Source organism: Spirosoma lituiforme (assembly GCF_054776635.1).
The window spans coordinates 1,116,215-1,130,699 of sequence record NZ_BAAHBO010000001.1; the positions used below are offsets into that span (position 1 = coordinate 1,116,215).

General features: G+C 50.9%; 16 protein-coding genes. 7 read left to right on the top strand and 9 right to left on the bottom strand.

The window, feature by feature from the left end; genetic code table 11:
• Positions 1-57 precede the first annotated feature (57 nt).
• The gene (tkt, locus tag ACYU87_RS04765) at positions 58-2,103 is read right to left on the bottom strand and encodes a transketolase (RefSeq protein ID WP_461132874.1); all 2,046 of its coding nucleotides are present in this window, start codon (positions 2,101-2,103) and stop codon (positions 58-60) included.
• Positions 2,104-2,199: 96 nt separating this feature from the next.
• On the opposite strand from tkt, the gene ACYU87_RS04770 reads away from it, so the two are divergent.
• From ACYU87_RS04770 to ACYU87_RS04785, 4 genes are all read left to right on the top strand, one after another.
• Positions 2,200-2,397 (top strand): hypothetical protein, encoded by a 198-nt coding sequence (locus tag ACYU87_RS04770; RefSeq protein ID WP_461132875.1) that lies wholly within the window; start codon positions 2,200-2,202, stop codon positions 2,395-2,397.
• Positions 2,398-2,675: 278 nt separating this feature from the next.
• The gene (locus tag ACYU87_RS04775) at positions 2,676-3,866 is read left to right on the top strand and encodes a glycosyltransferase (protein ID WP_461132876.1); all 1,191 of its coding nucleotides are present in this window, start codon (positions 2,676-2,678) and stop codon (positions 3,864-3,866) included.
• The gene (locus ACYU87_RS04780) at positions 3,859-4,509 is read left to right on the top strand and encodes a glycosyltransferase (protein WP_461132877.1); all 651 of its coding nucleotides are present in this window, start codon (positions 3,859-3,861) and stop codon (positions 4,507-4,509) included. The genes ACYU87_RS04775 and ACYU87_RS04780 overlap by 8 nt, the downstream gene beginning before the upstream one ends.
• A gap of 54 nt (positions 4,510-4,563) precedes the next feature.
• A complete protein-coding gene (locus ACYU87_RS04785; RefSeq protein ID WP_461132878.1) occupies positions 4,564-5,799 on the top strand; it encodes a glycosyltransferase family 4 protein in 1,236 nt (411 codons plus the stop codon).
• A 2-nt stretch (positions 5,800-5,801) separates the two neighbouring features.
• Here the strand turns inward: ACYU87_RS04785 and ACYU87_RS04790 are convergent, their stop codons facing one another.
• Positions 5,802-7,640, bottom strand: a complete 1,839-nt coding sequence (locus ACYU87_RS04790; protein WP_461132879.1) for an ABC transporter ATP-binding protein — start codon at positions 7,638-7,640, stop codon at positions 5,802-5,804.
• A 72-nt stretch (positions 7,641-7,712) separates the two neighbouring features.
• Positions 7,713-8,768 (bottom strand): glycosyltransferase family 4 protein, encoded by a 1,056-nt coding sequence (locus tag ACYU87_RS04795; protein ID WP_461132880.1) that lies wholly within the window; start codon positions 8,766-8,768, stop codon positions 7,713-7,715.
• A gap of 278 nt (positions 8,769-9,046) precedes the next feature.
• Between ACYU87_RS04795 and ACYU87_RS04800 the strand changes: the two genes are divergently transcribed.
• Positions 9,047-10,117 carry a glycosyltransferase family 4 protein gene (locus ACYU87_RS04800; RefSeq protein WP_461132881.1) on the top strand — a complete coding sequence of 357 codons (1,071 nt, stop codon included), beginning with the start codon at positions 9,047-9,049 and terminating at the stop codon, positions 10,115-10,117.
• 82 nt (positions 10,118-10,199) lie between these two features.
• Here ACYU87_RS04800 and arr read toward each other — a convergent pair whose 3' ends face one another.
• From arr to ACYU87_RS04830, 6 genes are all read right to left on the bottom strand, one after another.
• Positions 10,200-10,637 (bottom strand): NAD(+)--rifampin ADP-ribosyltransferase, encoded by a 438-nt coding sequence (gene arr / locus ACYU87_RS04805; RefSeq protein ID WP_461132882.1) that lies wholly within the window; start codon positions 10,635-10,637, stop codon positions 10,200-10,202.
• Between the two features lie 199 nt (positions 10,638-10,836).
• Positions 10,837-11,133, bottom strand: coding sequence for a hypothetical protein (locus ACYU87_RS04810; RefSeq protein WP_461132883.1), 297 nt, complete (start codon positions 11,131-11,133; stop codon positions 10,837-10,839).
• A 291-nt stretch (positions 11,134-11,424) separates the two neighbouring features.
• Positions 11,425-11,655: a DUF4287 domain-containing protein gene (locus ACYU87_RS04815; protein ID WP_461132884.1), complete on the bottom strand. Its 231-nt coding sequence runs from the start codon at positions 11,653-11,655 to the stop codon at positions 11,425-11,427.
• A gap of 342 nt (positions 11,656-11,997) precedes the next feature.
• Positions 11,998-12,177: a DUF4177 domain-containing protein gene (locus ACYU87_RS04820; protein ID WP_461132885.1), complete on the bottom strand. Its 180-nt coding sequence runs from the start codon at positions 12,175-12,177 to the stop codon at positions 11,998-12,000.
• Positions 12,178-12,539: 362 nt separating this feature from the next.
• Positions 12,540-13,088 carry a protein adenylyltransferase Fic gene (gene fic / locus ACYU87_RS04825; RefSeq protein WP_461132886.1) on the bottom strand — a complete coding sequence of 183 codons (549 nt, stop codon included), beginning with the start codon at positions 13,086-13,088 and terminating at the stop codon, positions 12,540-12,542.
• A gap of 243 nt (positions 13,089-13,331) precedes the next feature.
• Entirely contained in the window at positions 13,332-13,541 is a 210-nt protein-coding gene (locus ACYU87_RS04830; RefSeq protein WP_461132887.1) for a hypothetical protein, read from the bottom strand.
• A gap of 2 nt (positions 13,542-13,543) precedes the next feature.
• On the opposite strand from ACYU87_RS04830, the gene ACYU87_RS04835 reads away from it, so the two are divergent.
• Entirely contained in the window at positions 13,544-13,786 is a 243-nt protein-coding gene (locus tag ACYU87_RS04835) for a DUF433 domain-containing protein (RefSeq protein WP_460984858.1), read from the top strand.
• 6 nt (positions 13,787-13,792) lie between these two features.
• On the top strand, positions 13,793-14,149 hold the full coding sequence (locus ACYU87_RS04840) for a DUF5615 family PIN-like protein (protein WP_461132888.1): 357 nt from the start codon (positions 13,793-13,795) through the stop codon (positions 14,147-14,149).
• The last annotated feature ends 336 nt before the right edge of the window (positions 14,150-14,485 follow it).

Below are 14,485 nucleotides of genomic sequence, written 5' to 3' on the forward strand. Positions count from 1 at the left end.
ATTAACGCAAAAAGGCCCTTCAGCTAGCTGGAGGGCCTTTTTGCGTTAATGGCTAAATCAGGAAAGAATTTCCTTTTTCTCAATCCCCTGCGCATTACCGTCCAGAACGGCTTTAGCTACGTCAACTACGTTCTCAGTGGTAAAGCCGAAATAGGCCATCACCTCTTCGCCAGGTCCCGACAAACCAAAACGATTCATGCTAACGGTCGTCCCTTCGTCGGTGACGTACTTGTGCCACCCGATCGGCGAGCCCATTTCTACCGCTACCCGCTTGCGTATCGACGGCGGCAGAACCTCATGATGATAAGCCTGATCCTGTTTTTCGAATAATTCCCAGGATGGCATACTCACCACACGGGCCTCAATCCCCTGTTTTTTCAACTCGGCCTGCGCGTTCATAACCAGAGATACTTCAGAACCGGTCGCGATGAGAATTAGCTGGGGCGTACCTTCCGCTTCGCTTAGGATGTAAGCGCCCTTTTCCAGCCCACGCGCTGAGCCGTACTTTTCCTGATCGATAACGGGCAATTTTTGCCGGGAAAGAATGAGGACAACCGGACTCTTAGGGTGCTGCATAGCCACGCGCCAGGCTTCCACGGTCTCGTTGGCATCAGCAGGACGAATCACGACGATGTTAGGAATTGTCCGTAAAGCAATAATCTGCTCGACAGGCTGGTGCGTCGGGCCATCTTCGCCCAAGCCGATACTATCGTGGGTAAATACGAAGGTCGCCGATGATTCGGCCAGGGCAGTCAGCCGAATGGCTCCCCGCATGTAATCGGAGAAGTTCAGGAACGTGCCGCCGTATGGACGAACCCCGCCATGCTGAGCCATTCCGTTCAGAGCCGCGCCCATGGCGTGCTCCCGTACGCCAAACCAAATGTTGGAATTTTCGTAGTGACCGGGCTGGAAACTGACATCCCCTTTTGTTGGCATATCGTTCGAGGAAGCCAGATCGGCAGACCCACCAAAAAGATAATGCACCCGTTTTTTCAGTGCTTCCAGGGCTTTGCCGGATGCCTGGCGAGTTGCCAGTGGCCCATCGGCCGGAGCGAACAACGGCAGATCAGCTTCCCAATCCTGGGGCAGTTCACCCGCAAACGAGGTAGTAAATGTCTCCGCTTCGTTCGAAAACTGACTTTTATAGGCATCAAACCGCTTCTGCCAGTCAACCTGTAAGCCGGCACCCCGTTTCCCGGCCTCCAACAGATAAGGTTTTACTTCATCCGGTACAAAAAACGTTTCGTCTGGATTCCAGCCGTAGAACGCCTTCGTTTTCCGTACATTTTCCTCGCCGAGTGGGCTACCATGTACCTTGCTGGTTCCTTCCTGCGGACTCCCAAAGCCAATGATCGTACGCACCGCGATGATTGACGGACGGTCTGTTTCGGCCTGGGCAGCCCGAATGGCCTGGTCGATGGCGTCCAGGTCATTCCCATCCGCTACGTGCTGCGTATGCCAGCCGTAAGCGTCAAAACGTGCCATTCGATCTTCCGTGAAGGCCAGGTTAGTTGGGCCGTCCAGCGAGATTAAATTATCGTCGTACAGGTAAATCAACTTACCCAGCTTAAGATGCCCGGCCAGTGAAGCCGCTTCGGAGGCAATCCCTTCCATCAGATCGCCATCGCTGACAATGGAGTACGTGTAGTGGTCCACCACCGAGTGACCTTCCCGATTATAGTTCGCAGCCAGAAACGCTTCGGTCATGGCCATACCTACCCCATTGGCAAACCCCTGACCCAGCGGGCCGGTGGTTACCTCAACCCCCGGCGTCAAGTTCGACTCAGGGTGCCCCGGTGTTCGCGAGTGCAGCTGCCGGAAACCCTTCAAATCATCCAGTGAGAGGTCATAGCCATACAGGTGCAGCAAACTATACAACAGCGCCGAACCATGCCCCGCCGATAAAACGAACCGGTCACGGTCAGGCCAATGTGGGTCCTGCGGGTTAAACCGCAAAAACCGTGACCAGAGCACATACGCCATGGGAGCCGCTCCCAAAGGCAGACCGGGGTGGCCTGAATTCGCTTTCTGGACAGCATCAATCGACAGAAGCCGGATGGTATCAATACTGAGTTGGTCGAGATCAACCGATTTGTTAGCCATAATGAAAAAAGCAAACGTTGAAACTGTTTTTCGTTCACCGACTTACTCAAACGTAAGAGCAGCGTTTATAGACTAACTCACAAACACTAAAGAAGATTGAAAAAACTTAGCGTGGTGGCGTTCCAACAAGGACTTTCTACCCGATTAGTATCTGTTGACTCGATTAAGCCTCCAGCCCTTTGGGCTGCTACAGGACTTTTATCGACCATTTGTGCTGTTTCTTTCACGATCCTATTTATTTTCCCTCAGCATCTTTCTTCTTTTTCCACCGGGCGTTCAGCCAATGTTTATTAACCAGATCAACCACCAGCGGTTACATTTTTGTCTGAACGCTACTATCCATATCATGACATTGTCGAGCGGCAGAACTAAACCAATGACAACCATTTGCCGAACCCGTTCTGACTCCGAGGAACAGTCAGGGAGGACAGGACCTTCAATCGCTGACACTCGCGCGCCAACGCCAGTGAACGGCCTGTGGCTAGTGGCTTATGGTGAGGCTCCTCTCGCCCGACTCTCATTGAAAATCCCACAGGCGTCACTAGATTTACTTTCCGAATCGTAACGAGCGTATGACATTTTCTCTGTTGGTGGGGCTGAAAAACAACCTGGCGTATACACAGTATTTTTATACCCAGACCCGTCTGCTTTACCCGACCCTTGAGTTGGTTTTCGTCAGCTTCAATAGTATTGATGGGACGCACCAATGGCTCGATTCGTTGCAGGACGAGCACGTTACGTATTACTACGAGAAGCGGGAACGCACCCTGTCGGACACCTACAACAAGTGCATTGAGCTGGCCACGTCCGATTATGTCGTCTTTGCGCACAACGATATGGTGCTGGCACCCGGTTTCGTTGAACAGCTGGCGGCCCTGCAAACCGAACAGCGGGTGATTTTTTACACCACCATAGAGCCCCCTGTTTTTGCGGATGACCCACGCCCCGGCAAAATCGTTCAGAATTTTGGCGCGGATATCGATGCATTTCAGCGCGACGCTTTTTTTCAGTTTACCGTGGCTGAGCAGCAACGAAATGAGCAGTCGGGACAGACAGCTGTAGCCACCAGAAAAGGCATCTTTTTCCTGGCCGCATCCCGGCAATTGCTGCTGGACATCGGCGGTCTGGATCCGCTGTTCAACCCCATGTTCTGCGAAGACGATGATTTGCTGCTGCGGTTGGGCCTGAAAGGCGTAAACATGGTTATCGGGCTGAATGTGCTGTGCTATCATTTCGTCAGTAAAACATCCCGGTTTTCGGACGAGTACGTACACCGAACCAGGCAAATCGAGCACCAGTCCAACCGCAATTTCATTCGCAAATGGGGCTTTCGGAACAGTGCGACTATTCGTCACAAATACGACATTGGTCTGATTCTGACCAACGGAACATTGGCCACATTATGCAAACTGGAACCCTGGCTGTCAACCATTTACACCGACATCGACCCTGTTCAATACATTCAGGATGAGCAACCCCTAACCGCTATTGATCTGGTGGCAAAAATAAGACCACTAACGGCAAAGCGGACCAATGGCGTTCTGGTTTCGCTGGATGCCCGGAAGGCGGACGCTGCTCAACTGGAACAGGTGGCATTTCTTCAGGAAATCATCCACCAGCGAATCACCAAACCCCGGTCTTCGCTAAAGCGGCTGTGGTATCGGCTGTACCCGGCGTTTGTCTGGCGCGGGTATCGCATCCGAATCATAGACCCCACTACGCACGAAACGCAACTGATTCACAAAGAACTGACGTATGCTTGACCGATTATTTGCCCGTCGTATCCGGCTGTCGTACGGGATTACCGTCTGCAACGAAGCGGTGGAACTAGAGCGGCTGATTCTTTTTCTGCTGCTTCATAAAGATCCGCACGATCAAATTGTGGTGTTGCAGGATAGTACTCAGCCCGATGCCTGGGTTACCGACGTGCTGAACCGATACCAAGACAAACTAATCCACCGGGCCGCGCGTCTCAACGGTGATTTCGCGACGTTTAAAAACAACCTGTTAACGATGGCATCGGGCGATTATCTCTTTCAAATCGACGCCGATGAGCTCCCCAGCGACACCTTGCTTCATTTGCTGAAAGGCGAGCTGCGGAAACATCGGAAGGTAGACTGTCTGGCCGTACCCCGGATCAATCTGGTGAAGGGCCTGACGCCGGAGTGGGCCGACGCCTGGCAATGGCAGGTGGATACCCAAGGGCGAATCAACTACCCGGATTATCAGGTACGTATCTTTAAATTGAACCAGATCATCCGTTGGAAAAACAAGGTCCACGAAGAACTGGAAGGGCACCAGCATTGCCATTTTCTCCCATCCGATCATGATCACTTCTGTCTCTTCCACCGAAAGGACATCGAGCGGCAAAAAAAGCAGAACGAGTTTTACCAATCGCTCGAATGAGCGCCTTTCGGTAAAGAGTTTCCTGAATGTACCGTTATCCGTTAGCTTTGCCGGATGAAGAAAATAGCGTTTGTGGTGCAGCGGTACGGCGTTGAGGTCAACGGAGGGGCCGAATATTACTGTCGGCTGATGGCCGAACGACTGGCGGGTACTTACGAAGTCGACGTACTGACCAGTTGCGCGCTGGAATACATCACCTGGGCCAACTGGTATCCGGCCGAAACCGTGACCATAAACGGGGTGCGGGTCCATCGGTTCGCGACAGAGCACGAACGGCTGGTGAAGCAGGCTTCCCGGGCTGAACACAAACTCAAAAAATGGTCACAACCCAAAGAATGGCAGGGGCTGAACCGGCTCAAGATGTGGGCACGGGCACTAGTAGGCAAGACGATCCGGCGCTACAGCCGCCTGTGGGCCATTTACCAGGGGCCTTATACTCCCGACCTGATCACCTACCTAAAACGAAACCACCAGCAGTACGATGCGCTGATTTTCATTACGTACCTCTATTATCCCACCATTGATGGTCTGAATGTAGCGCCCCACAAGTCAATCTTTATTCCGACAGCGCACGACGAAGTACCCATCTACCTGCCCGTGTTCCGGCCGCTATTCCAGAAGCCACGCGCCATCCTATTCCTTACCCCCGCCGAACGTAGCTTTGTGCATCAGTTGTTCAGGAATGAATCCATCCAGAACGATGTCGTGGGCGTGGGTATCGAGCCAGCCCAGGCGCTGGCGGAACAACCCGTAAGCAGCATTCTGGGCACCGACGCCGAGTATCTGTTGTACATCGGGCGGATCGACACGGCGAAGGGTTGCGATACCCTTTTCGAGTTCTTCACGCGCTACAAAGAAGAGCATCCGTCAACCCTGAAACTGGTCCTGGTCGGGCAAGCATTCATGCCCATTCCCGAACACCCCGATCTGCTGCCGGTTGGGTTCGTAGACGAGCCGGTGAAAGCGACTTTGCTGCAACACGCCAAAGCGCTGATCATGCCATCGCCCTACGAGAGCCTGTCGATGGTAACGCTGGAAAGTTTTGCCGTTGGTATTCCCGTTATTGCTACCGCCGAGTGCGCCGTCCTCCGCGACCACATCGTGGGGAGCCAGGCGGGTCTGCTGTACCGAAGCTACGAAGAGTTTGCAACAGCCATCGATCAGATGCTGACGCAGGACTCGTCTAAAATGGCCGAGAATGGCCGCGCCTACGTTCGCCAGTACTACACTTGGGAAACGGTACTGGCGAAGTTTAACAAAGCGGTGGATTATGTGGTAACGCGCCAGTAGGCTTATTGAAACACTTCCTGTATGTTATTTAACCGCTTGTAGATGCTGTCTGTCCGGTTGATGAGGTCGTAGTGATTACCCCGTTCTACGATCTCTCCGCCTTCCATGATCAGGATTTCGTCGGCTTCTTTGATGGTGCTCAGTCGGTGGGCGATAACCAGCGTCGTGCGCCCTTCCATCAGGTTGTTTAGTGCTTCCTGAACGGATTTTTCGGATTCGACGTCGAGGGCGGATGTGGCTTCGTCCAGAATAAGAATAGACGGCTTCTTGAACACCGCCCGGGCGATGCTTAACCGCTGGCGCTGCCCGCCACTCAGGCGTATGCCCCGATCGCCGATGTTGGTGTTGTAGCCATCTTCGGTATCCATGATAAACGCGTGGGCATTAGCAACTTTAGCCGCGGCAATGACATCTTCCATCCGGGCATCCGGCTGTCCAAGGGCAATGTTGTTAAAGATCGAATCGTTGAACAGGATGATTTCCTGCGTTACGAAACTCATCTGTTTACGGAGCGACTCCATGGTGTAGTCACTCACATCAACGCCATCAATAGTGACGCTGCCCTGCGTGGGTTCGTAGAAGCGGGGAATCAAATCGGCAATGGTCGATTTACCCACCCCCGACGGACCAACCAGCGCAATTTTTCGTCCTTTCGCCATCCGAAAGCTGATGTTTTTCAGAACGGGCTTATCGCCGTACCGGAAGCTAACATTCTCGAAAACGACATCCCGTTGGAAGCGTTCCAGCGGTTTCGCATTCGGCTTATCCTGAATTTCGACGGGTTTGTCCAGCAGTTCCAGGATACGCTCACCGGCGGCCTGCCCCTGCTGAATGTTCGTAATGGCCACCACCATCGCTTTGGCAGGGCGGATTACTTGGGAGAAGATGGCAATGAACGCAATGAACGAGCTGGCTTGTAAGTTACTATCACTGCTCAGCACTAGACTTCCTCCGTACACCAGAATGCAGGCCACAACAAAAACGCCCGATGCTTCGGAGAAGGCAGGTGCCAGTTCCCGACGTTTGAAACCATCCAGACTGGCTTTGCGATGAAAGTCGTTTTCGATGCTAAAGCGCTGAAGAACGAACGGGGTCGCGTTGAAGGAACGAATGATCCGCATGCCCATCAGCGTTTCGTCCATGAGGGTCAGCATCCGCCCCATCGACGACTGTACATCCTGGGCTTCTTTCTTGAGCCGCTTCGTAACAGCCGCAATCCCAACGGCCGAAATCGGAATGATGACCAGGGTAAACAGCATCAGCTTGGCTGAAATCAGGAAGAGGGCCACAAAATAACCGATCAGCATGTAAGGTTCCTTGAAGACAACTTCGATTGAACTACCCGCTACGTTCTCAATGACATAGACGTCGCCGTTGAGCCGGGAAAGCAGATCGCCTTTGTGTTCCTTGGTGAAATAACCCAGGTGCAGGTTGTTGATTTTTTCGAACAGGGCCTCCCGCAATCGTTTGACGAGCAACGTCCGGGCGGCCAGCAGACACTGCTGTGCCAAAAATCGGAACAGGTTGGTCATAATGACCGCTACCACGATCATTCCCGCCAGGAAATAAAGGGCATAGATGGGATTCGTCGTTTTAAACTGGTAGATCAGGTGGTAGAAAATGTCCTTGAAGTAATTTCCGGTCAAGTGAAACTCCGGCATCGATGCGTACTTGGCGGCATCGGCGGTACTAACCGGATTGAACAGGAAATTGAGCAGTGGGATAATCAACGCAAACTGAAAGACGTTGAAAAACACGCTGATAATCGTGAAGAAAAAGAACGGGACAATAAATTTTCCATAAGGTTTGGCGTACGCCATCAACCGTCTATAAACCTTCATTCGTTGGTCGTAATGTGTATAATCCCATCCGCGTTTGGAATGGCTGGCTCCGGCTGGATCGGAACCGGTGTTTTACCCGAGCAAAGATCGGTAAACATCCAGATATTTCCGGGCCGAGTCCTCCCAATTGAACGTGGCGCTGTACGCTTTCATTGCTTCCCGGATGTGGCTGCCCGCCTTCTGGTAGTGCAGCATCCCGGATTGAAAATCGTCGTGCATGTTGTCGAAATCCTGAAAATAAAAGGCAAAATCTTTCCCGATCTCGGTCATGGCCGTGTGTTTCGACAAAAACACGGGTTTCCCCACCGACATGGCTTCGGTGATAGGCAGGCCAAACCCTTCGGCCAGCGAAGGCATAACCAGGGCCTGACAATTATGATAATACCACGATTTTTCCCCTTCCGTTACTTCATTAACCAGGTGCGTCCGGTCAGATACGTTCAGGTCCGATGCCTGCTGCCGGATGAAATTGGCGTACGCTTTGTCCTCATGCCGGCCCGCCAGCACCAGCTCCATACTCGGATTGCTCTGTAATAATGGTAAAATTCGATGCTGGTTTTTTTTGCGGGTAACAGCCCCGATGTTGAACAGAAACGGAACGGCGGGGCGGTATGATTTCTCTTCCAGAATGGGCTGCGGTAATCCGTTGGTACCGTTGTAGATCACATGCACGGCCCGGTTTCCGACATCGCAATGAGTCAGTACGTCGTTGCGGGTAAATTCGGAAATACAAACGATGGCGTCGCTGCGGTCAATATTTTCCTGCAAATGAGTGAGGCAACGGACTTTCTTCCGATCAGTCTTATCTTCGTACAGGAAGTTAAGATCATGAATCGTAAGCAGGACTTTTATCTTCTTGTTTCGGCGGGGCAGGTAGTTGGTGTTCTGGTATGTAGAATGCCATAAGTGATATTGATTAACCGATGGCATGAAAAACTTCTGCAACGAATGCTGCGGCAACGTAAGTACGGATGGACCAAACGCAGATTGTACGTGGCTCGGTATAAATACGGACAGCTTTTCCTGACTCATATTCTGCTGAAGAGCTCTACCCAGATTGAGGCAAAAGTAGTACAGTCCTGTATTGGCGTACTTCATTCGCTCGCAGTCGAAAATGGTTTGATGCATAAAGAAATCACTTTACAACGTTAGTTGGATGAACAGAAAAGTTTAGAACAGGCGTCATGGTTGTGAATGGGAACACACCTATAGGCTATACAAGTATGACGGTTCATTTATGGAGGAGGATGCCTAAACCCTGTGGAAGGGTTGGAAGATTACCAAAGCTATATTTTCCTTACTACAAAACCACCTTCGTCTTGGTAATGTTGTATAAGCTACCAATAATGTTGCATAAAGTACCGAAATCAGCGGGGCATTTCCCCAAGAATCTGCCATTCTAACCCATGTCTCATATTATTCTGGATTGCAACCTGATGAAGCATTCGCACTCGGGGCTGTACCATTATTGCCAGCAACTGGGCGACCATGTTAATCAGTTACTTAAGGCAGAAAACCTGCCCCTGATGCAGATGTATCTGCCGCCCCGGCGAAACGGACAAATTCCTAGCGAGCCTTACCACCTGGTTGAAGAACGATGGCATAAATTCATTCGGCCTTTCCTGAAAGACTGCCGTGTGTGGCACGCTCCGTTTCAGTCTGGCCGTATGTTGCCCAATAAAAAGCGGTACCCCAATATGAACGTTGTGCTGACCATTCACGATTTAAACGTACTGCACGAAGGAAAACCGGAAGCTGTCCAGCAGAAAAGTCTAGCGCATACGCAGTCACTGATTGACCAGAGTGATGCCATTGTCTGCATTTCCGAATTTACCCGAAGCAACGTTCTGGCCCATTGTCATGTAGGGAATACGCCCGTACACGTCATCTACAACGGACTCAACAAAATCCTGGAACAGACAGGCGAGCCCGTTGGGTATCGACCGACTGGTGAGTTTTTGTTCGGCATTGGCTACCAGAATAAGAAAAAGAATTTTCACGTTCTGCTCCCCTTACTCCAGTCGAACCCCGACCTGGAGCTGCTGCTGGCCGGTCATCACGACGATCCGGCTTACGTCGATCAGATGCGTCAACTGGCGCAACGTATGGGAGTCAGCGGGCGGCTACACTTGCTGGGTACAATTTCAGAGGGAGACAAAGCCTGGTATTTGAAACAATGCAAGGCGTTCCTGCATCCCTCGTTGGCCGAAGGCTTTGGGCTACCCGTTATCGAAGCCATGCAGTTTGGTAAGCCGGTGTTTCTCTCGATGGCAACGTCACTACCTGAAATTGGGGGCGATGCGGCTTTTTACTTCCCGAGTTTTGCCGCTGAGGTCGTACAACGTGTCTATGAAGAAGGCATGAAAACGTACGAGAACACACCACGAGTCGAAGCCATTATTCAGAATGCGGCACGATTTACCTGGGAAGAAAGCGCCAGACAATACGTAGACTTGTATCAGTCATTAATGAATTGAGTACAACGATTGGGTTAGACAAACACTCCTGACACGCATTTTAAGATGCTGTACGCCCCGGGTCGTTTTAATGTGAGTGGCGCTAATTGATGATTTCTGCGCTTGGATCCGCGTTGATATTTGCTAACCTTTCGCGCCACATTTGGCGTTCTTCAGGCGTTTGCCTTACCCAATCGGTAACTTCGCCAACGATTTTTAAGGGTGCCTGACTGCGGTAGGAACGTGTTGGGTTTCCTGGAAATTTTTTGTCCGTCACATTCGGATCGTGTTCAAAGCTTCCCGTCGGTTCAACCTTATAAACACGTTCGCGGCCAGTGCCAGTGGCCAGGGCTGCCGCCAGTCCCGCCCCATTAGCCAGGGCTGTAAAATAAATATGATTCATGATGACTTCGGGTTTGTAGTTCGACCTGAAGCCTGCTGTCAATAAATCGCCAACCTGCAAATCCGCTTTCGTCCCGTGGTAGAAGGGTCCGTTGTCTAAAACGTCCGTCTCATTAAGTGCCCTACTCTCGCTTTTCACCTTCAACTAATTGGGTTTTGTGTCTGCCTCTTCGTGGGTGTTCACTCTATCGTCAGAAGAACAGACATTAGTGCCAAAATCCTGCCGTTGAGAATCGTTTTTATATAACGACTTCCAACCCCTGCACCCTTATTTGTTAAGTTACGAACATTAGTCGGAATGCGCGGCCTGCCGACAGACACCCGCCATGCGGAGCGAATTAACCAACCGTATTCCTGCGGCTTATTTCTGCCTGGATACTCTTGAAGTTTTTTGAATATACGCTGCCAGATAAAACAGCACTAGTAAGTAAAATACCGGTTAGCACAAAACCTCCGTTGTGTGTGGCCGACCAAACAGCGATGCCAACTAAAAAACCGATGAACAGCGCAACTGGAATTTTCCGTGAATTCATCTTTTTCTCTTCTGACACAAGTTGGTCGAGTGTCATTTTAGCGTATTCCCTTCGTACAAACATCATAATATCTCTTTTTTCTATGCCGATAGGCGAAGCCATCAAACACGTATTTCAAAACTAAAATAATAAGAGTCGGGGCGTTTTTCCTGTAAGGCCCGAAAATGAAAGCCCGAATCTACTCCGTAAGATGGGCAAGTTGTCACATGAAACCCATCCCGCCAGAAACGGCTTGTTGGCTTTATCTGACGGCCACAAGGGCTGATGGTAAGCGCACTACGTGACTGAACGCAAACTACCTCAACCTTTACACCCCCTGTTGGGTTGGGCTGCTCGGCCTGACTCTACGGCCTGAATCCTGTCGCCCGGCTGCCAGCCCACGCGGAGCGAAGTTTATTCACTATTCTCGTCCTTGATACCCTTTAGGAGCGCGTAAACAGCCATTGCATGGCCGTGTCCTAAATCGAAATCATCTTTTAGCCAAGTAACAACTTCACCGGCTTTGACCTTGTCGCTCAACTTACCAGCTACTGAGAAGCCCTTCTCATCGGCTAAGCGTCGGAAATCGTCAGGACCATGGCCTGTTTTGGCCTTGATATTGGCTAAGTATGATTGAAACGACATTTTATTGATTGTAAAAAACTTGCCTTACTGGGGCGGTTAGCCTATCGCTGGAGCTCAACCTAACAAACCAAATTTGCCTAACTCCGGTGTGTCTTATGTCAACCGAAGCCGTATAAAGAGCCTATAAAGTCAACCTGTCGAGACGGGCGGTTTGTCGCGTGGCAGACCGCAAACAATCCCTTTCAGCTTATCTGGCGCACCCAATGACCACAGGGGCTGATGTCCCCTGAGACCATTTCAAACAACAACCGTAGCCGCCTGCCTTTACACCCCCTGCCGGTTGGGCTGCTGACTCTCTACCGGGTCGTGCTTCCCGTCGACGGGAAGCATGCCTACGCAACTCTACTTTGACTTGGACAATGTAATGTAAAAGGAAAGAACCAGCCAAACTGTGACGCCAAAAGAGACGGAGACGACCTCCCATCCTTCAGCACTTTTTTCGTTGATTAGCTTTTGAGCGTCTTCCCGAAGCGTTTTTGTTGACCAAAAGTTGGACACACGTAAAATCTGATACTCTTTCATCTAAAACTAAAATTCATTGTTACGGTGATAAATAAAATATTGTCTGTCAGGGGCTGTTGGCCTGTCTCCCACGAGCTACCCCGCAAAACAAAACCGGCCTAACCAGAGCGTTCACGTTGTCAACCGGAACCCAGAAATGCAAGCCCAAATGTTATCCTGCAAGACGTGCGGCCTGTCTCACGCAAGCTGACCGCTCACACTTTTATGCTTGTTTGGACCACCCAACGACACTATGCGATGATGGAGCAGCACGCAAATTCACGCAACAAACATGCTCGAACCTTTACACTCTCGTTTGGTTGGGCTGCCCCGGCTTCCTTCGGGACGTGCTCCCTGTCGCCCGCAAATGGGTAGTAGCACAACTACGACTCATCGTCATCCTTTCGGTAGCCCTCATAATAATACGATTGCTCAATTCCTTTAAAGATGATCTCTCTATTGTTAATCTCGTCGGTTAAATTAGCGACCAGCAACGTTCTTAATTCAAGATCATTCACTGGGCTGCGTTCCATGGCTTGCAGATACAGTATCTTGTCTACAAACTGCCAGTTAACCACTTTTTTGAGCCTCGTTTTCAGTAGCATATCCAGCCAAATCCGCATGCTCCTACCGTTACCCTCCATGAAGGGATGGACAATATTCATCTCCACATACTTGGCAATGATTTGCTTGAAGGTCTTCTCCGGCATTTGTTCGACTTTAGGCAAGATTTCGTTCAAATACAAGGCTGTTGCGAAGCGAAAGCCACCTTTAGAGATATTCTGCGTGCGAATCTTCCCGGCAAACTCATATAGCCCGTCAAACAAGTATTTGTGAATTTGTTGTAACCCTTTGATTGTGCCAACCTCTATGTTATCAATGTCACCACTGTCAAACAGACGGTAGGCCTTTTCTAAGCTTTTCTTATCCATTTGGGGTTGCATAGTTGATCGGGGGCGTATAACCCCATCAAATTATTATACCGAGCGCGAAGCTATTATCGAGCAGCAAAATTAGGCAGGGCGGCCTGTGCCGCGTTGCCTCTGTCGCAAGAAAGCTGCTCAACCTGTCAAAACCAAACTGCGGGGCGCTTGGCTTGTCAACGGGAGCCACCTAACGAGCCAAAGTCTTACTTGTTGAGCCGTGCCCCCTATCGACCGAAGCCGCCCACCACGTTATCCGCGGTTGTGTCCACCCAACGCCCGCGAGGGCTGATGGATGATAACGCTACTCAAGATAACAAACGTAACGTCAACCTTTATACCCTCATTGGGTTGGGCTGCAAACCCTCCTTCGGCACGAGCGTCCTGTCGCCTGACAAACCGCCAATCAACAGTAGACAGCAAAGAAAAGCCAAAAAGTTGTAGCTTCGTGGAAACGTTCATTCATGATGGAAAATCTTCTGGCTCGTGTCACCCTCAATCCAGCGGTCAGTCAAGGCAAGCCAACCCTGCGCAACATGCGCTTCACGGTGGCCCAACTGCTCGAACTGCTGGCTGCAGGCATGACCCATCAAGAAATCTTAGCTGATTACCCTTACTTGGAAGAAGCTGACATTCAAGCTGCTTTACTTTATGCGGCTCACATTGCTAACGCCCGTAGTATTGTGGCGTTGCCACTAGCCTCTTAATTACCTGTGTTCAAGTTTCTGGTCGACACCCAGCTACCGCCCATGCTGGCAACCTACCTGCGCTGGAAGGGTGCGGATGCCATTCACACGACTCACTTTCCAGAAGGTCATCTGTTGCAGGATGCGGATATTGCCAAAATAGCCCTGCGAGAACAGCGTATTATTGTGACTAAAGACTCAGACTTTCCCGATGCGTTTTTTCTCAAAGGGACACCGCCCCGGCTGGTTTATCTGCGCTTAGGCAACATGCGCAATCGGGAGTTGACCGCTTTTTTGGAAACTCGCTGGGCGTTGCTGGAAGAATTGTTAGTCCAAGATGTCGGTATGCTGGTCGTGAGTCAGCAGCAACTAATTAGTTATTAATGAAAGCTTACCCACTTGGGGTGATTCTCGTGTCAACCGAAACTGACCAACGAACCTAAGCCATCCTAACTGGGGCGTTTGCCCTGTCAGCCGAAAGCTGGAAATAAAAACCAAAAAATCTTGCCTGTCCGAGACGTGCGCCCTGTCGCCGGAGCGATGTACCACAATCATTTATATACCTGTCTGGCGCACCCAACGACCATGAGGGTTGATGGATAAGGAAGCAACTCCAAACAACAAACGTAGCCCCAACCTTTACACCCTCATTTGGTTGGGCTGCCAGGTTTCCCTCGGGACGTGCGTCCTGTCGACGGGAAGCTACTCCACACGAAGCGG